Below are 17,874 nucleotides of genomic sequence, written 5' to 3' on the forward strand. Positions count from 1 at the left end.
TGAAAGAGCGGTCAGGTTAGAATGAGTCATGGCGTATCACCTTCTGTTGGTTGAGATTCTTGCAGGAATCAATCAACAGGATACGCCATTCTCCCTTTTCCCCGTACACCAGAAATCACCATAACTCCATTGGAGCTTATAGACTTCAATTGCAATACAGATCGGAGGCGTTGTAATGAGTAACAAAATCAAATCGGTAATTTTTATTTTACTATTAATTAGCTTACAGGGCTGTGCTACCAACGGTTGACCTCTCCCCCAAAAAACGAATAGAAGCTGAGCTTTATCTAGAAGATAGAGAATGTCGCAAAAACAGCATTAACTATAGAAAAAAATCTAAAGATGACATGTTCTTTGAGCTTTTAGATAGATTGGATAAGTGCTTCTATGATGACTACACCATGAAGATCATCGTAGTTGTCGATGCAAAATTTGATATAGCAGAATTAGAGTTTAGTGGGAGTACATATGGCTTTAGAACCTTTAAGGGGAGTACAGAGCAAGTAAGATCATTGCTAGGCTTTATCGCACTACTCGTTAATTATGACTTAGAAAAAGGTGATAAATTAACTCTTTCTTACTCGGACCAAAATGTTTATTTGGAACGAGAAATCGCAGAGTTCGACGATCAAGCTGACTATGCAGGTGATCCAACTGGCTGGCAACCTGATTCACCTGAAGAATGCTCTGATACAGAGCGGGAAGTATTCTTTCCAAAAGATTGAACGAGCTATCTATGATCAATATTAATGAGCGAATTCTTTCCTATTTGTATCTAGATACTTTTAGCTCTTTAGAATATTCAGAAAGCCAATAATCATGCGTGGAAGCTGCAGACACTAGACTACCGTGTTTACGTACTTCCTTACGGCTGATTAACGCAGTTGAATTGGCACGTACATTCTCTTTCACCAAAGCCCCGTCATACCTTAAATCTGACACATCAGTTGCCGAAGCTGCTTGCCGAGGCAATGCCGAGAAGTTGTCGAAATAATGACGATCATTTACCGAAATTTCGATTAATGCCGATAAACTCTCGCGTAACTCATTTTCGGACACGTTAAGCGGGATCAGGGTGTCTTTATCTAATTTGTTTCCGTTTCGTGTGGAAGCAACTTTAGCTTCAAATAATTTAGATTTAAGTTTACCCATGTGCTCATGGTATTCAGACTCCCTTCTAGGTTCCAAACGGCAAAGCCTCAAAAAGGCTCTCAGCTTAGTACGACGCCCAACTTTAAACTTTTTCTTTGGTAATTTATTACCTGCCTTTGGACCTCGCTCATAAGTAATACACGCATTGAAAATACAATAGGCATCACTTTCACTGGAAACATGTTCAAAGGATAACGTGACGCCATCTGAATTATGCAGCCCATAGAACCCTGTGTTAAAACCAATATATTTGTAACAATCAATCCCTGTTAAATTAAGGATAACATCCAAAATTTCTTGCAGGTTTTTAGCTAACCAGCGTTCAGCCTTTTCCTGAACATCTGACTGGTAAGCTCTGTAACAGAGCTCTCCATCCAAAAAATAGAATGAGCCTTTTCCGAGAGCCGTGATTACCTGCTGCTGTATAGATTTCATAGCAACAATCTTAGGAGTCACAATTTTTAGTAACTTCTATACGATTTGATTCACGAATCCTCGCTAGTTCATCATGCGGAATACGCACACTTCTGCCAACACGGTATGCTGCGATATCTCCCCTGCCTATGTACTTCCAAATAGTAGGAAGCGATACGCTTAATACTTGTGCGAACTCATTTACGGTAAAGTCAGATTTCATTTAAACCTCCAGATTCATGTCTGGAAGTTATTGAAACCAATCACAGTTAATACACACAGGTAAAACTAAAATCAGATTTACCTTGCACTATCGATCAATCTTGATAGCTCTTGAACTTTTTCGAACAGTTCAGAATCACTCATGGCTGCTTTTTCAGCTTCGTAAAATGGTAAGAAATGATGTCTATTGTTTTCTAACAGCCCCTCCAAGGTTTCTACACTAAAGCCCCTAGAACCCTCACCCACAATTTCTTTTATCCAAAAGCTAGCCTTATTGAGGGCAACTGACTGACTATCACCTAAGTAGCACATAAGCTTAAGAGCCATGTGCATTGCTTCGATTTGATTCTGTTTTTTCAGAATCACTGATGCGCTTTGATTGTTAATTGGTGTGCTATCAGTCAAAAACTGATGATTAACTTTTAAGATAATTTTCTGTAAAGCAGGAAGTATTGGACAGCTCATGCCAATTTCTTCTATCACAAAACGGATATGTTCAGTATTAGAGTTCAATGCCCAATCGTGTAGCCTAATTAATTTGCTTACATCAAAATCAGGACATTGATGAAGAATCTCTAACTTTGCTAGGTCCACCAAAACATAACTTTCAGAAAGCGCCAGATCGATACAGGACAATTTACTTACAAACTCTTTTGAATCGTAAGGTGGCCTAGGCTCATCCAAATCGAGTAAATCCAAAATGGCATTTAGCTTCATGAAAACTCCCTAAGACTATCTAGATGATCACACCATATTTGAAGCCAACGTTTACTTTCTTTCGAATAGCTATGTAAGTTATAAATTCCGACCACGCCAGACTTTTCATGACCTAAAATTGCCTCTGAGACTGCTTCAGGACAACCAAGTCTTGCCAAACCAGTACGAACCGACCTCCTTAAGTCATGAGGTGTCCAATGATCTATATCCAACATTTGACCTGATTTACGTATATGCCAAGCTTGCTCAGATAAGCTTTTCTGCTGTATCGGTTTACCCGTTCTTTGACTCGGAAATACATATTCCCCCGTCAGATGCCTTAATTGCTTTAGAAATGCTACTGCTTGAGTTGAGAGCTGAACATCCCTTGGCATATCAGTTTTATTCTCACGCAGAGCCCATATACCCCTATCTAAATCAATATCTCGCCATTCAGCCGCTACAACCTCTCCAGTACGACAACCAGTCATTAATGCAAAAGTCAGGACAGCTTTTTGGGTGGGTGTATACCTTGAACTTGGCAACCATCTGAGCAACATTGAAAGTTCTGTATCATTCAAAACTCTTTTACCTTTATTGGCTGAGAGCTTTATTTTCTTCCGTTTCAGCATTGCCTTTGCTTGATAACATGGATTGGAAAAATCATCAGGAAGGCCGTCTCCTATTGAGTAATCAAGCGCTGCGGTAAATTCTCGTAACATGTTGCCTGCTGATACTGGCGCTCCACGCTCAACTACCTTTACCACAGCATTGAAAATATCTTTGGCAGAAAGCTGTGTTACAGCAACATTACCAAGTAACTCAGCAAACATTGGCTTCTTGTCTTGACCATCTTTACGAATAATTTTCGCAGGACTGCCAAGCAGAAGATTTCGCACCTCTCTTTGACCTTTGATGACTCTTGCACCTGTTTTAATCAATCGACCTGAACGATCAAAACGATCCTCAATATATTCAGAGAGATATCTTTCTATAGCATCAACAACAGTTAATTCGATCGCCTTAAGATCGACGCTAACCTGTTGTGCGTTTTTCCTTTCTATCTTTTTCAAAGTAGCTGGACACAGCCCTTTTGCACGATCAGCTTTAAGCTTGGCCAATTCGACTCTTGCATGTGCAAGACTTACATCAGGATAGTTACCTATTTTGAACTGTCTTATCTTGTTGTTTTCGGGCGATCGATAACGATATATAAAAGTCTTTTTGCCAGTTTCACCAATTGTCACTCTTAGACCAGCATTTTCACCTGAGTCCACCAGATCAGCCTGACCTTTCTTCATTCTCTTTATAGATAGGTCGGACAATCCTCTTGTAGAATGAGTTACAGACATAGCGACACTGACTCCATGACAGTTAAAGTATAGGTTTTAAGTAAACATTTTATGTTTAAAATAAAAACTATACAAAATACTACACTTTTAAGCTTAATCTGTCTTTATCAGGATTTATTAGTGTTTATTAATAGCAGTCGAAGAAAAGCTGGAAAATCAGCAGTAACGGTAGATAGAGAAGTAAAAAGCCAATGAATACAACACCTGATCTTTCCCAGCACACACCTATGATGCAACAGTATCTACGCATCAAAGCCGATCACCCACATGAATTTCTGTTCTATCGCATGGGGGATTTTTATGAGCTTTTTTACGACGATGCTAAACGAGCTGCCGAGCTGTTGGACATTTCGCTAACTGCACGTGGCAAATCGGGCGGTGAGCCCATTCCAATGGCCGGAGTCCCTTTTCATTCAGCCGAGGGCTACGTCGCCAGGCTGGTTAGACTGGGTGAGTCCGTTGTCATCTGCGAGCAAGTAGGTGATCCAGCCACCAGCAAGGGGCCGGTTGAGCGTCAAGTTGCTCGAATCATCACACCTGGCACATTGACAGACGAGGCGTTTCTAGAGGAGCGTCGTGATAATCTTTTAGCCGCCATTTATGAACATAAAAATCGATATGGCCTAGCAGTACTGGACATTAGCGCAGGTCGCTTTCATGTCTCTGAACTCGACACTTCAGCATTCGCACACTCCGAAATCGAGCGACTAAAGCCTGCAGAGCTGCTTGTCTCAGATGAGCTTGCTGAGCAAGAGTGGATCCAGTCGCTTCGTGGTCTTGGCCTGAGGCGCCAGCCACCTTGGGCGTTTGAGATTGAGACCGCACATCGAATCCTAAACGAGCAATTCAAAACTCGAGACCTAGTGGGGTTTGGCTGTGAAGGCATGTCACTTGCTGTTGCGGCGGCTGGCTGTTTAATGCAATACGCTAAAGATACTCAGCGAAGCGCTCTACCCCACATCAACAGTTTAATCGTAGATAAGGGTAACGAGGCGGTTCATATCGACGCCGCTACACGTAAAAATCTTGAGATCGATGTCAACCTCAATGGTGGTAGCGAGCAAACCCTGGTCTCTGTTTTAGATAGAACTAAGACACCTATGGCTGCCAGAATGCTGCGCCGATGGCTGCACAGACCCCTTCGTAATATCACTGCTCTACAAGAACGACAGCAAGCCATCCAATGGATGCTGGATCAGTTCCGTTTTGAAGCCTTTGACGATGTCATGCGCTCAATTGGCGATATAGAGCGAATTCTGTCACGTGTTGCTCTGCGCTCAGCTCGACCAAGGGATCTAGAGCGTCTCAAATTGGCACTGAATGCGCTACCAGACATCCAAGAATTACTGACAGATTGCGAAGGCAATCGACTCATCCACCTCAAACAGGCTGTCTCTTCCTTTCCGGATCTAGCCTCGCTTTTGAGCCGAGCTATTAAAGAGAACCCTCCCGTTGTCATTCGTGAAGGCGGTGTCATTGCCAGTGGCTACGATACGGAGCTTGATGAGCTTCAGGGCCTGAGTGAAAACGCAGGTAGCTATCTAATTGACCTCGAGGAACGTGAACGAGTTCGCACAGGCATCGCCACACTTAAGGTTGGCTACAATCGCGTGCACGGCTACTTTATTGAGGTCGGTAAAGCCCAACAGTTTGAACCTCCAGTAGAGTATCAACGCCGTCAGACTCTTAAGAACGCAGAGCGTTTTATAACACCGGAACTTAAAGAGTTTGAGGATAAAGCACTTAGCGCGAAAAGCCGTGCATTGGCCCGCGAAAAAGCCCTCTATGATGAGCTGCTCGATCTACTTGCCAAACAGCTTACTCCTCTTCGTTCATCAGCCGAGGCACTGGCAGAGTTAGATTTGCTACGCAACCTCGCTGAACGCGCCTCTACTTTGGAATACAGCTGCCCAGCTTTGATTAATTCGGCTAGTTTAAGGATTACTGAAGGTCGCCACCCTGTTGTTGAACAGGTGTTAGACACGCCCTTTGTCGCCAACAATGCCGAACTCAATTCAGAACGACAGATGCTGATGGTGACCGGTCCAAATATGGGTGGTAAATCCACCTATATGCGACAAATAGCCATCATTACCTTAATGGCTCAGATTGGCTCCTTTGTTCCGGCCAGCAGCGCGGAAATTGGCATCGTCGATCAAATCTTCACTCGAATGGGTAGCTCCGATGACCTGGCGGGCGGACGCTCTACCTTCATGGTTGAGATGACCGAAACGGCTAACATACTGCATAACGCAACAGAGCGCTCTTTAGTTCTAATGGATGAGGTAGGAAGAGGCACAAGTACATTTGATGGCCTATCACTTGCATGGTCCGCAGCAGAGTATTTAGCTAAAGAGTGTAAGGCTCTGACGCTATTCGCAACCCACTATTTTGAACTAACACAACTATCAGAGCTTATTGACGGCGTCGTCAATGTGCACTTAACGGCTGTTGAACATAACGACCATATTGTCTTTATGCATGAGGTCCAAGAGGGGCCTGCAAGCCAGAGTTACGGTCTGCAAGTTGCTCAATTGGCAGGTGTACCTCGCTCAGTGATTCAAAGTGCCCGATCAAAACTGATTCAGCTCGAAGAGGGGAGCCAATCTCAACCTCTTACTTCAACCAGCCTCAAAACAGCTGGAGCGGCATCACCACAACAAAACGATCTCTTTATCGCTCCTATTCCATCTGAGAGCGACTTAAAGTTAAAAGCATTGGATCCTGACTCACTCACACCTAGAGAGGCATTGGACCTAATCTATGAGCTCAAACAGTTAGTTGAGAAATACTGATCCGCTTAATCTATACTCAATAGAAAGCTGATGGGAGGTAACACATGACGTTTATCGTGACCGAAAACTGTATCAAGTGTAAGTATACGGATTGTGTCGATGTGTGCCCCGTGGATTGTTTTTACGAAGGCCCCAATTTCTTAGTGATACATCCTGATGAGTGTATCGATTGCGCACTGTGCGAACCTGAATGCCCTGCTCAAGCTATTAAACATGAGGATGACCTTCTCCCACAGGAGGATATCTACTACAAACTCAATGCCGAACTGAGTGAGCAGTGGCCAAACATCCGTTACCGGAAGGCACCACTCTCTGATGCTGAAGAGTGGAATGGAAAAACCGACAAGCTAGCGTTACTAGAGCGTTAGCTACAGCCTAAACAGCGAATCGACGTTAAGACCATTCTCTAAACAGATCGCTCTAAGCTTTTTGAGTCCTTCCACCTGAATCTGTCGTACCCTTTCGCGAGTCAGGCCGATTTCATTACCCACCATTTCCAGGGTCTGAGCATCAAAACCACGCAAGCCGAAGCGTCGAGAGATAACCTCGCAATGTTTTTCTGGAAGCGTGCCTATCCAATATTCTAGATTCTTGTGAAGGTCTTCATCGGCGTTATGGTCATCGGGGGACTTAACATTTTCATCCGAAATGGCTTCCGTTAGCGATCGACCATCCTCTGTTGCCACAATATCCAAAGACCCAACGCGTTGATTCAACCGCATAATCTTTTCAACATTCTCCAGAGGCTCATCTAGATGACGAGCCACATCTTCTGGGGTCGGCTCACGATCCAGTGTAAGAGAGAGCTCACGTGCAACGCGAAGATAGTTGTTCAACTCTTTAAGAATATGGATGGGTAGACGTATGGTTCGCGTCTGGTTCATGACCCCACGTTCAACCGCTTGGCGAATCCACCAAGTGGCATAGGTGGAAAAACGAAAGCCTTTTTCAGGGTCAAACTTTTCTACTGCACGAATAAGTCCAAGATTACCCTCTTCAACGAGATCCATCAGTGATAAGCCGCGATTTTGGTAACGACGCGCAATGTTAACCACCAACCTCAGATTAGCCTCGATCATTCGCGCACGGGATTTCATGCACCCCTCTTGTTGGATCGCTCTACCCAAAGATTTCTCTTCATCGGGCGTCAACAGCGAGGCAGCACCAATTTCATTGAGGTAGAGTTGGGTCGAGTCCAGCTGACCTGCTGAGATTAAATCTTCATGAGCGACACCGTCTTTACCACGACGAGAGTCGACGACTGTCTCATGCTCATTTTGATTATTATTCTGTTCGCCATCTAAAAGATCTAAATCATCTGACAACTCATCATTGAACTCAATCTTGCTGTCTGAATTCATACTGCACTCACTTCATCAAGCTATTGGGTGAGGGCTTGTTGAAACGTTCGGGCTATCGTTTGGGTAGATAGCGCAACGGATCAACCGGCTTACCGTCTTTTCGAATCTCAAAGTGAAGCATGGGAACCGTTGCTCCGCTGCTTCCAAGCTCAGCAATCACTTGCCCCGCTTTTACCTGCTGATTCTCTTTAACCAGAATTTTACTGTTGTGCGCATAGGCACTCAAAAACTCTTGGCTATGACTGATAATGACAAGATTTCCGTATCCTAGCAAACCGCTGCCGGCATATACCACCTGCCCAGGTGCTGCTGCTTTAACTGCATCACCCAGTTTGCCAGAGATATCCAAACCTTTATTGCCACCCTCTTTAGCTGAATACCTAGCAAGAATCTTGCCAGAATGTGGCCAACCCCAAGAAAAATTTGTCACGACTGGCGCAACTCTCTTTTTAGGTGATGGGGTTTTGTTGACTGATTGCTTAGCAACCGCTCTAGAGGGGGGCTTTGAAGGAGTAGCAACAGGGCTGCCTTGAGTTTTTAAAACCTGGCCGGCGTATATTAGATCTTTATCTTTAATGCCATTGATTGCGGCCAATCTTCTGTGATCGATCCCTAATTTAAAGGCGATACCAATCAAAGTATCACCCGATCGAACACGATACTCACCCGCACCGATGGTGGGTCGCTGAAGACCTAGTGACTGATCTGAAACTGGGGCATACCCTGTGCTGCAAGCAGAGAGAAGTAGCGCAAATGCAAGTAAAGCAGTGAGCCGCAAACAGTTAGCCTCTCGATGGCAGTCTATCGATTAACAGAACAACCGCTAAGCCAAACAGCATCAATAGAATGGCCAACACTAATTGAGATGGTTCACCCGTAAGATCTGTAAAGGCTGTTGGGGTAACATTCTGCTCCACGAGCGGCACCTGATGCCCTTTAGAGTTGATGGTGTAAGAGAGTGTGTACTTCCATGGCCACACCTTATTGAGTGAACCCAGCAAAAAACCTGACAACAGCGCTAAAGTCATTGAGCGATAATGATTGAAAGCCCAACTCAATACTCGAGAAAACGCCAATAAACCAGAGGCCGCACCAGCGGCAAACAGTGCGATAACAGCAAAATCAAACTCTTTAATCGCTGTCAGAATGGTCGTATACATCCCTAATAGAAGCAGAATAAAGCTACCTGAGATACCTGGAAGAATCATGGCACAGATGGCAATCATCCCTGCAAAAAAGACCATCAGCGCCGAATCAGGCACACTACTGGGCGACATGGAGGTCAACAAATAGGCCAACACCGCGCCAAGAACAAAGACGGACATCCGATTGGCGCACCAACCTGCAACATGACGAGCCACACTCCATGTTGACGCAAGAATCAAACCAAAGAAGAACGACCACAACAGAACCGGGTACTCGTCTAGGAGAAACAGAACCGTCTTCGCCAATAAGATGATACTGAGCGCGATACCGGCTACAAGGACCAACAAGAAGGTTCCGTTAACCTGTTTCCAGGCAGCCACTAAGCCTTTCTTAAAAAGAACATTCAGTGCTTTCAAATCGAAGCGACGAATCGAGTGAATGAGCTCTTCATAGATACCGGTAATGAAGGCAATAGTTCCACCTGAAACACCAGGAACAGCATCAGCCGCACCCATCAACATCCCTTTCAATAACAACTTAAAATATTGAAACGCTGTGCGCTGCTTATTTAAATGATCCATTGTCTATTAACTTACCAACCCATTGAGTAGAGGAACAAACTTAACCGGCTCTATCACTTTGGTCTCAAAATGCGAATCACTGCGTCGCAAAATGCGAACCAGTTTTTGCTCTTCATCTCCAACAGGGGCCACTAAAACGCCACCCACCTTCAATTGCTTCTTCAAAGATTCGGGAATAACTGAGGGGGCTGCCGTTACCATAATGGCATCAAACGGTGCCTCATGCTCGAGCCCCATTCCACCATCAGTGTGAAAAAGAGAGACATTACTCAATCCCAAGTAGCCCAGTACAGATGCAGCTCGCTCTTGTAACGGAAGAATTCTTTCTACACTGAAAACCTGCTGACAGAGCTGAGCAAGAACTGCTGTCTGATAGCCAGATCCCGTGCCAACTTCTAACACCTTATCTTTAGCACCAAACTCCAACAGCAACTCGCTCATTCTAGCGACAGTGTAGGGTTGAGAGATGGTTTGGTTATATCCAATTGGCAGCGCGGTGTCTTCATAGGCTTTATGCGATAGCGCTTCATCAATGAAGAGATGACGGGGCGTTTCAACGATCGTCTCTAATACCGCTTTATCGGTGATCCCTTGATCCTGCAAGCGATTGAGAAGCCTCTCTCTTGTTCGGCGTGAAGTCATTCCGATCCCTTCACGTAAAAGCTGTTGGGACACTATTACTGCTCCAACCAATCAGCCACCTGATCAAGATCAGAGTAGCGAGTCATATCCAGCTGCAGAGGGGTGACCGCAACATAGCCATTTTCAACCGCATAGAAATCGGTACCTTCAACACGATCTTTGGCTTCACCGACGGCGGCAATCCAATAGCGAGTTCGACCTCGTGGGTCTTGAGTAGGTAGTGGCGGTTCGCCAGCACTGCGGTGGCCCAAACGGGTAATTTGCACACCCTTTAATTGATCCATAGGGAGATCAGGAACATTCACATTAATGACGGTTCTCGGTGCAACCTTCAAGGATTCAATATTCGCGACCAGATCAGCCACTACCTGTGCGGCCGTTTCATAGTGTTTAGGGTGAAAATTGCAGGTCGATACTGCTATAGGTGGTAGTGTCAAATGACGACCTTCGGTTGCCGCAGCCACGGTACCTGAATAGACAATATCGTCACCCAAGTTTGCACCCGCATTGATACCGGAAACGACGATATCAGGGATATCACCATCTGAGAAAATCCCAGAAACCCCTAAATGCACACAATCGGTTGGCGTTCCATCGACTCCAAAATAACCACTACTATGCACAATTGCATCAAGAGGACGATCCAAGGTTAACGAGTTACTAGCACCGCTTCTATTACGATCAGGTGCTACAACCGTACAGCGGTGACCTGCCTCTTTTAGACGTTCAGCAAGAACCCGCAACCCCGGTGCGTAAACACCATCATCATTGGAAACCAAAATATGCATCTAGTTATCTCTTATCTATTATTGGCTCAATCCTAAGTGGAAAGGGTTACCAGACACACAGCTCACGCAAAACACTCGTGGCAAACGAGCCTGATGGAAGAGAGAAACTGAGTTTTACGACCTGCTCTTCTAGCACTTCCACATGCAAATCTCTTGGGACCAATCGCATACTGCGACGCTCTTGTCTAAGCCCAAGCGTTTCCAACCCCTCAGATATTTGAGGATACCCCGCGACGACCGACTTTTCTATCATCTGAGCCTTATCCAGGGAGTATAATTCGCCTTTACCCCACATCGGCGCAGTCAAATGCAGATCGCACTGATCGAAACGGGCTTTTTGATCAGGATCATTAGCGTCGTAACGATGAACTTTTTGCGTGAAGTCTTCGATCAAGACATCCCCATCGAGAGGGCTATCCCAGGTGCCTTGATCTATACGAGTGGAGATCACTCGATTGAATAGATAGGAACGCAGTGCCGAAATGTACATGCTGCGTTTGTTGCGCTGACGTTCAACCAACTCACCCGACAGGATAGCCAATCCTGAGTGAAGATTACCGAACGACTGACCAAATCGCTGCTCACCAAAGTAGTTAGGAACCCCTGATTCAAGAGAAGTCGCTTTATGCAGAAGTCGATTTACATCAGAGACCTCTCTGAGGGTAATCTCAAATCGGTTACCCTTAAGATGACCGAGTTTAATCTTGCGACGATGTTTACTCGACTTGAGAACATTGATCGTATCACCACCGAATAACGCCCAGTTAAGCACACGTCGAGATCCGGGCAGATGGACACTGAACCACTGCTCAGTTACGGCATGGCGATCTTTTTTACCTGCGTAGGCCACATCTCTGGGGCTGACCTGGCAGAAGTTAGCTAGCTGACGCGCCACCCAATCGGTGTTTTCACCGCGTTTCTGAATGTATAGGTAGTGATGTTCGCCTTCCCCCTCTGGTTCATACCCCAAATCTTCAACAACACGAAAATCCTCTGGTGCAGAACGAAGCTGTGCCTTCACATCGGGTTGGCCGTTCACATAGCTGAAAGGCTCTACAACAAATTCAGTCACTATCCATCTCCGATGGTGTCAAAGGCTTAACCACCTGATAAAAAGTCTCCTCTTTACCGATCATTCCCATTTCAGATCGGGCTCTCTCTTCGAGTGCTGACAAGCCGCGTTTTAGATCTTGCACTTCAGCTTCCAGCTCTGAGTTTCGCTCCAACAGCCTCTGGTTAATCTTGCGCTGCTCTTCAATATCGCTCTGTACCTGCCAAATTTGAGGCAAGCTTGGCTCTCCGAACCAGAGTCGATACTGAAGCGCCACTGCCATTAGGAGCAGAATTAACCAAAACCAACGCAAGCTGTTTTTCTCCACAAAAAAAGGGCCTAAGGCCCTTTTATATCATGTTTCTATTAACCCTGGCCTTTAATCTCAACTAGGCCTCGGTATGCTGCTGCAGCACCCAACTCCTCTTCGATACGAATGAGGCGGTTGTACTTAGCAACACGGTCCGAGCGACAAAGTGAACCGGTCTTAATTTGCCCAGCGGCTGTTCCCACTGCAAGGTCAGCAATGGTTGTATCTTCAGTTTCGCCAGAACGGTGTGAGATAACTGCCGTGAAGCCAGCATCCTGAGCCATTTTAATCGCATCCAAGGTTTCAGACAGTGAACCGATCTGGTTGAACTTAATCAAGATCGAGTTACCGATGCTCTGTTCGATACCACGAGATAGAATCTTAGTGTTGGTTACGAATAGATCGTCACCAACTAGCTGAACCTTATCGCCGATCTTGCTTGTCAGGCTCGCCCAACCATCCCAATCAGACTCATCCATGCCATCTTCAATAGAGACAATTGGGTAGTTTTCAGTCAATGCTTTAAGGTAGTCACCGAATCCTTCTGAATCAAACTTCTTACCTTCACCCGCAAGATCGTACATACCCTCTTTGTAGAACTCAGAGGAGGCACAGTCTAGTGCCAGAGTGACATCTTTACCCAACTCGTAACCTGCGTTAGCGATCGCCTCTTTAATGACAACCAGTGCCTCTTCATTAGACGCAAGGTTTGGCGCAAAGCCACCTTCGTCACCAACCGCTGTATTAAGGCCTTTAGCTTTAAGCACCGCTTTTAACGCGTGGAAAATTTCAGCACCGCAACGAAGCGCTTCGGCAAAACTTGATACGCCAACCGGCTGCACCATGAACTCTTGGATATCAACGTTGTTATCCGCGTGCTCACCACCGTTCAAGATATTCATCATTGGCACAGGCATAGAGTAGCGACCTGGAGTACCATTGATCTCTGCGATGTGTTGATAAAGTGGAATGTTTTTAGCTTGCGCAGCCGCTTTTGCAGCTGCAAGTGAAACAGCAAGAATGGCGTTCGCACCAAATTTGCTCTTATTCTCAGTACCGTCAAGCTCAAGCATCTTGTTATCCAGAGCGCGTTGATCAGTCACATCCATACCAACAAGGGCATCTTTGATTTCGCCGTTCACGGCAGCGACAGCTTTAAGCACGCCTTTGCCTAGGTAGCGAGATTTATCACCATCACGTAGCTCTAGTGCTTCACGTGAACCAGTTGATGCACCCGATGGCGCACAAGCAGACCCCATGATGCCGTTCTCAAGAACAACGTCCGCTTCAACCGTTGGGTTACCACGTGAATCCAATACTTCACGTGCTTTGATGTTTGCAATTGTAGTCATTTCCCTAACTCCTAATTAGCTGTTCGCTTGGTACTCAAGCGCAGCGCCAATAAATCCTTTAAATAGACCGTGTCCATCACGTGGCGTAGAGGTGAACTCTGGGTGGAACTGACAAGCCACAAACCACGGATGATCTGGTGCCTCCACAACCTCGACTAACTCACCATCCGTTGAACGACCTGAGATAACAAGTCCGGCAGCTTCTAGCTGGGCAACGTAATTATTGTTCACTTCATAACGATGGCGGTGACGTTCAACAACTTCAGTTGAACCATAGGCTTCAGAAACATGCGTGCCCGCTTTAAGATGACATAACTGAGCACCTAGGCGCATAGTGCCACCTAGATCTGAATCATCAGTACGCTGTTCAACTTCACCGGTGTGATCGGTCCACTCAGTAATCAAACCGATAACAGGGTGTTCAGCTTCTGTGTTGAACTCCGACGAGGTTGCACCCGCCAAGCCAGCAACGTTACGTGCATACTCAATAACAGCAACCTGCATGCCTAAACAGATACCTAGATAAGGGACTTTGTTTTCACGAGCGTAACGTACCGCCTCGATCTTGCCCTCAACACCACGCTCACCAAATCCACCAGGTACTAGAATCGCGCTGAAGTCCTTAAGGATCTCAACCCCTTCACGCTCAACACGTTCAGAATCGATGTATTCAATTTTTACTTTCTTACGATGTGAGATGCCTGCGTGTGAAATCGCTTCGATAAGAGACTTGTAGGCATCCAGAAGCTCCATGTATTTACCGACCATCGCGATGGTCACTTCACCCTCTGGATTCAAAAACGCATCAGCTACCGCATTCCATTCACCTAGATCAGCCTTAGGGCAATCCAAGTTGAATCGTTCAACAACGATCTGATCCAAGCCTTGTGCTTCAAGCATCGCAGGAATTTTGTAGATGGTATTTGCATCAGGCAATGAAATAACAGCGCGCTCTTCTACGTTGGTAAACATAGAGAGTTTTTTAGCTTGTGATTCAGGCAGCGCAAAATCAGAGCGGCATACCAGAATATCAGGCTGAATACCGATAGAGCGCAGCTCTTTCACGGAGTGCTGTGAAGGTTTAGTTTTAATCTCACCGGCCGTAGCAATATAAGGTACAAGTGTGAGGTGCATGAACATAGCGCGGTTTGAGCCCAGCTCCACTTTCAGCTGACGAACAGCTTCCAAGAACGGCAAGGACTCAATATCACCAACGGTACCGCCAATCTCACAGAGAGCGATATCAGCATCACCTGCACCTTCGATAACGCGGCGCTTAATCTCATCAGTGATGTGAGGAATAACCTGAACAGTTCCGCCTAGGTAATCACCACGGCGCTCTTTACGAAGAACGTGTTGATAAACACGGCCTGTCGTAAAGTTGTTTCGCTTGCCCATGGTCGTACGAATAAAACGCTCGTAGTGGCCAAGGTCCAAATCGGTTTCAGCACCATCTTCGGTGACAAATACCTCACCATGCTGAAACGGACTCATAGTACCCGGATCCACGTTAATGTATGGATCGAGCTTAAGCATGGTGACTTTAAGACCACGCGCTTCCAAAATTGCCGCGAGAGAGGCCGAAGCAATGCCTTTGCCCAATGAGGAAACAACACCACCGGTGACGAAAATATAGCGCGTCATGCAGAACCTGTCAGATAGAGTTTGTAGGGAGTTCTAGCGAACTCAAGATGGGAAATCAGTCTACCAAAAGAGCGCTTTGGTAACAAACATCAAACGACCCAATTTAGTAAAAATCCGTCTTTAACGCAGACTTTTTCATCCAGCCATATTTCAGGAATCGCCACCACCTGACCCGACGAACAGACAATTGGCCAACACTCTCTTAACCAAGGTGGGATTCGATGCTCATTCATCAGCTTTTTAATACTGACATGCCCCCCGCGAGACTCAATGTAAACAGACTCACCTGGCTCTCGAGCTCGAAGAGTTAGTTTCATATCTACCGGCAGACCAGCCTCAGATCTAATGGCGCTCAACTGACCAGGACCAAATGTCACTGTCTCATCAGAGACCACCCACTCAATGGACTCACAGGGTTGACGTTCAATATCAGGTGATAAAAATAACTTCTCATCATAGGCGCGCAAAATCACTGTGGAAAATTGCCACTCACCCTTTGCCTTAACATCCAGCTTTGCAATCGATTCCAGCTGTTTCTCCGAGCCTACCCTCTGGCCAGCAGAACTTAACCAGTGATAGAGAAGATTTTTCTTACGTGCCAGTGAGAGCTGCAGCAGGAGTGCTAAGGAGAGAACCCCCTCCTCTAGCTGACAACGTTCAAGATCCATCTGCGCCAGCGCTTCATGAAATTCACTCGCTTCGCTCAAGCGTGAAGCTGTTTTAGCCAGCGTAGATTTCCAGTCAGGCCATTGAGCGCTCAAAACGCCCGACAAATCTCTACGAATCCAGTTTCTGGTAAAGCTTGTATCGAGATTACTGGGATCATCCACCCAAGCAATCTGCAACTCTTTGGCCGCTGACTCGATATCAGACTTTGTCGTATTCAGAAGCGGTCTGAAAAGCTCTCCTTCCCCAACTCTCCTATTTGAAGCAATTCCCGAAAGCCCATTAACACCTGAGCCTCTAAAGAGGTTAAACAGGACCGTTTCGGCTTGATCATCTTGGTGGTGGGCTAGCAGCAAAGCCTCTTTGGGCTTTAAACGCTTGTTAAATGTAGAGTAACGCGCCTGCCTTGCGCTCTCTTCAGACGAGGAGTCACAGGTCACTTTTTCTGATTCAAAAGAGACACCCCATTCGGATGCTGATTCAGCACAAAATCGCTCCCAGCTATCAGAGCCGCTTTGCAGCTGATGATTAACATGCAGTGCTGACAAGCGATCAGGAGGGAGTATGTCAGAGCAGAGCTTAAGAAGCAGACTTGAGTCTAGACCGCCGCTGTAGGCAACGACCCAATGCTCAATATGGGGATGTTGTAGAAAAAAAAGCCGCAGACTCTCTCGAATATCTGCGGCTGTTTTATTGCTCATTAACGACCAATGGCGCCGTAAGAGAGAATTCGCTGATAACGTTGATCCAGCAACTCTTGATCAGCTAGGCCAGTCAGTTTTTTCAGTGAGGCTTGCAACTGCTGCTTAAGACTAGCGGCCATCAACGCGGGATCACGGTGCGCACCACCCAGCGGTTCAGCAACAATCTGATCAACCAGACCCAGTTCGTGGAGACGCTCAGACGTGATACCCATCGCTTTAGCTGCGTCTGAAGCACGCTCTGCGCTTTTCCATAGAATTGAAGCACAGCCTTCTGGAGAGATGACTGAGTAAGTTGAGTACTGAAGCATTAGTAGCTCATCGCAGATACCGATAGCCAATGCACCACCAGAACCCCCTTCACCAATCACTGTTGCGATAATAGGCGTCTTCAACTTAGACATTTTCGCAAGGTTGAATGCAATCGCTTCGGATTGACCACGCTCTTCAGCATCGATGCCTGGGTAGGCTCCTGGAGTATCGATAAAGGTAAGAATCGGCATGTTGAATCGCTCTGCCATCTCCATCACACGGAGTGCTTTACGGTAACCTTCTGGACGAGGCATACCAAAGTTGCGACGAACCTTCTCTTTGACTTCACGACCTTTCTGATGACCAATCACAGCAACAGGCTGACCATCCAAACGACCAATACCACACACAATCGCCTGATCATCAGCAAAATGACGATCGCCATGAATCTCTTCAAACTCATCGATGATGTATTTGATGTAGTCCAGAGTGTATGGGCGTTGCGGATGGCGAGCTAATTGAGAAACCTGCCAAGCACTCAGGTCAGAGAAGATTGAACGAGTCAGAGAGTGACTTTTTTCACGAAGGCGCGATACCTCGTCAGAGAGATTGATACTCTCATTATCTTCGCCAACGTGTTTAAGTTCATTGATCTTTGCTTCCAGATCAGCAATTGGCTGTTCAAAATCAAGGTAGTTGGGGTTCATACAATTCGCTTCTAAAAGATAAAACTGATTGTTGAATTCTAC

At 46.0% G+C, this 17,874-nt stretch carries 18 protein-coding genes; 3 read left to right on the forward strand and 15 right to left on the reverse strand.

The annotated features are described in order from the left end of the window. Positions 1-233 precede the first annotated feature (233 nt). Positions 234-725: a hypothetical protein gene (locus XMG59_RS10365; RefSeq protein WP_173498679.1), complete on the forward strand. Its 492-nt coding sequence runs from the start codon at positions 234-236 to the stop codon at positions 723-725. A gap of 40 nt (positions 726-765) precedes the next feature. On the opposite strand, the gene XMG59_RS10370 is transcribed toward XMG59_RS10365, so the two are convergent. From XMG59_RS10370 to XMG59_RS10385, 4 genes are all read right to left on the reverse strand, one after another. Continuing rightward, positions 766-1,587 carry a hypothetical protein gene (locus XMG59_RS10370; protein ID WP_173498680.1) on the reverse strand — a complete coding sequence of 274 codons (822 nt, stop codon included), beginning with the start codon at positions 1,585-1,587 and terminating at the stop codon, positions 766-768. A 10-nt stretch (positions 1,588-1,597) separates the two neighbouring features. Continuing rightward, complete coding sequence (locus XMG59_RS12310; RefSeq protein WP_173498681.1) at positions 1,598-1,789, reverse strand: helix-turn-helix domain-containing protein; 192 nt, start codon at positions 1,787-1,789, stop codon at positions 1,598-1,600. 77 nt (positions 1,790-1,866) lie between these two features. After that, positions 1,867-2,505, reverse strand: a complete 639-nt coding sequence (locus XMG59_RS10380; RefSeq protein ID WP_173498682.1) for a hypothetical protein — start codon at positions 2,503-2,505, stop codon at positions 1,867-1,869. After that, positions 2,502-3,836: a site-specific integrase gene (locus tag XMG59_RS10385; protein WP_173498683.1), complete on the reverse strand. Its 1,335-nt coding sequence runs from the start codon at positions 3,834-3,836 to the stop codon at positions 2,502-2,504. The genes XMG59_RS10380 and XMG59_RS10385 overlap by 4 nt, the downstream gene beginning before the upstream one ends. 191 nt (positions 3,837-4,027) lie before the next feature. Here XMG59_RS10385 and mutS point away from each other — a divergent pair, with 191 nt between their 5' ends. Both mutS and fdxA read left to right on the forward strand, forming a co-directional pair. After that, the gene (gene mutS / locus XMG59_RS10390; protein WP_173498684.1) at positions 4,028-6,631 is read left to right on the forward strand and encodes a DNA mismatch repair protein MutS; all 2,604 of its coding nucleotides are present in this window, start codon (positions 4,028-4,030) and stop codon (positions 6,629-6,631) included. 44 nt (positions 6,632-6,675) lie between these two features. Beyond that, on the forward strand, positions 6,676-6,999 hold the full coding sequence (gene fdxA, locus XMG59_RS10395; RefSeq protein WP_173481434.1) for a ferredoxin FdxA: 324 nt from the start codon (positions 6,676-6,678) through the stop codon (positions 6,997-6,999). Here fdxA and rpoS read toward each other — a convergent pair whose 3' ends face one another. The 11 genes from rpoS to accA all read right to left on the reverse strand — a co-directional run bounded on the left by rpoS (position 7,000) and on the right by accA (position 17,832). After that, positions 7,000-7,992 carry an RNA polymerase sigma factor RpoS gene (gene rpoS / locus XMG59_RS10400; protein WP_173483410.1) on the reverse strand — a complete coding sequence of 331 codons (993 nt, stop codon included), beginning with the start codon at positions 7,990-7,992 and terminating at the stop codon, positions 7,000-7,002. It abuts the gene before it with no gap. Positions 7,993-8,044: 52 nt separating this feature from the next. Further along, positions 8,045-8,770 carry a peptidoglycan DD-metalloendopeptidase family protein gene (locus XMG59_RS10405; RefSeq protein WP_217362076.1) on the reverse strand — a complete coding sequence of 242 codons (726 nt, stop codon included), beginning with the start codon at positions 8,768-8,770 and terminating at the stop codon, positions 8,045-8,047. Between the two features lie 4 nt (positions 8,771-8,774). Next, complete coding sequence (locus XMG59_RS10410; protein WP_217362077.1) at positions 8,775-9,719, reverse strand: DUF368 domain-containing protein; 945 nt, start codon at positions 9,717-9,719, stop codon at positions 8,775-8,777. Between the two features lie 6 nt (positions 9,720-9,725). Beyond that, positions 9,726-10,361 carry a protein-L-isoaspartate(D-aspartate) O-methyltransferase gene (locus XMG59_RS10415; RefSeq protein ID WP_173481480.1) on the reverse strand — a complete coding sequence of 212 codons (636 nt, stop codon included), beginning with the start codon at positions 10,359-10,361 and terminating at the stop codon, positions 9,726-9,728. Positions 10,362-10,396: 35 nt separating this feature from the next. After that, positions 10,397-11,149: a 5'/3'-nucleotidase SurE gene (gene surE / locus XMG59_RS10420; protein ID WP_173481436.1), complete on the reverse strand. Its 753-nt coding sequence runs from the start codon at positions 11,147-11,149 to the stop codon at positions 10,397-10,399. 46 nt (positions 11,150-11,195) lie between these two features. Beyond that, positions 11,196-12,221, reverse strand: a complete 1,026-nt coding sequence (truD, locus tag XMG59_RS12315) for a tRNA pseudouridine(13) synthase TruD (protein WP_173483411.1) — start codon at positions 12,219-12,221, stop codon at positions 11,196-11,198. Then, positions 12,214-12,528 (reverse strand): cell division protein FtsB, encoded by a 315-nt coding sequence (gene ftsB / locus XMG59_RS10430; RefSeq protein WP_371731460.1) that lies wholly within the window; start codon positions 12,526-12,528, stop codon positions 12,214-12,216. The genes truD and ftsB overlap by 8 nt, the downstream gene beginning before the upstream one ends. A gap of 38 nt (positions 12,529-12,566) precedes the next feature. Then, positions 12,567-13,862 (reverse strand): phosphopyruvate hydratase, encoded by a 1,296-nt coding sequence (eno, locus tag XMG59_RS10435; RefSeq protein WP_173484535.1) that lies wholly within the window; start codon positions 13,860-13,862, stop codon positions 12,567-12,569. Positions 13,863-13,877: 15 nt separating this feature from the next. Beyond that, entirely contained in the window at positions 13,878-15,506 is a 1,629-nt protein-coding gene (locus XMG59_RS10440; RefSeq protein ID WP_173481440.1) for a CTP synthase, read from the reverse strand. Positions 15,507-15,595: 89 nt separating this feature from the next. Continuing rightward, positions 15,596-16,873 carry a tRNA lysidine(34) synthetase TilS gene (tilS, locus tag XMG59_RS10445; RefSeq protein WP_173498685.1) on the reverse strand — a complete coding sequence of 426 codons (1,278 nt, stop codon included), beginning with the start codon at positions 16,871-16,873 and terminating at the stop codon, positions 15,596-15,598. Next, positions 16,873-17,832, reverse strand: coding sequence for an acetyl-CoA carboxylase carboxyl transferase subunit alpha (accA, locus tag XMG59_RS10450; RefSeq protein WP_173481442.1), 960 nt, complete (start codon positions 17,830-17,832; stop codon positions 16,873-16,875). The genes tilS and accA overlap by 1 nt, the downstream gene beginning before the upstream one ends. Positions 17,833-17,874: the final 42 nt, after the last annotated feature.

The sequence above is a fragment of the Marinobacterium sp. xm-g-59 genome (assembly GCF_013283315.1).
GTDB lineage: Bacteria > Pseudomonadota > Gammaproteobacteria > Pseudomonadales > Balneatricaceae > Marinobacterium_E.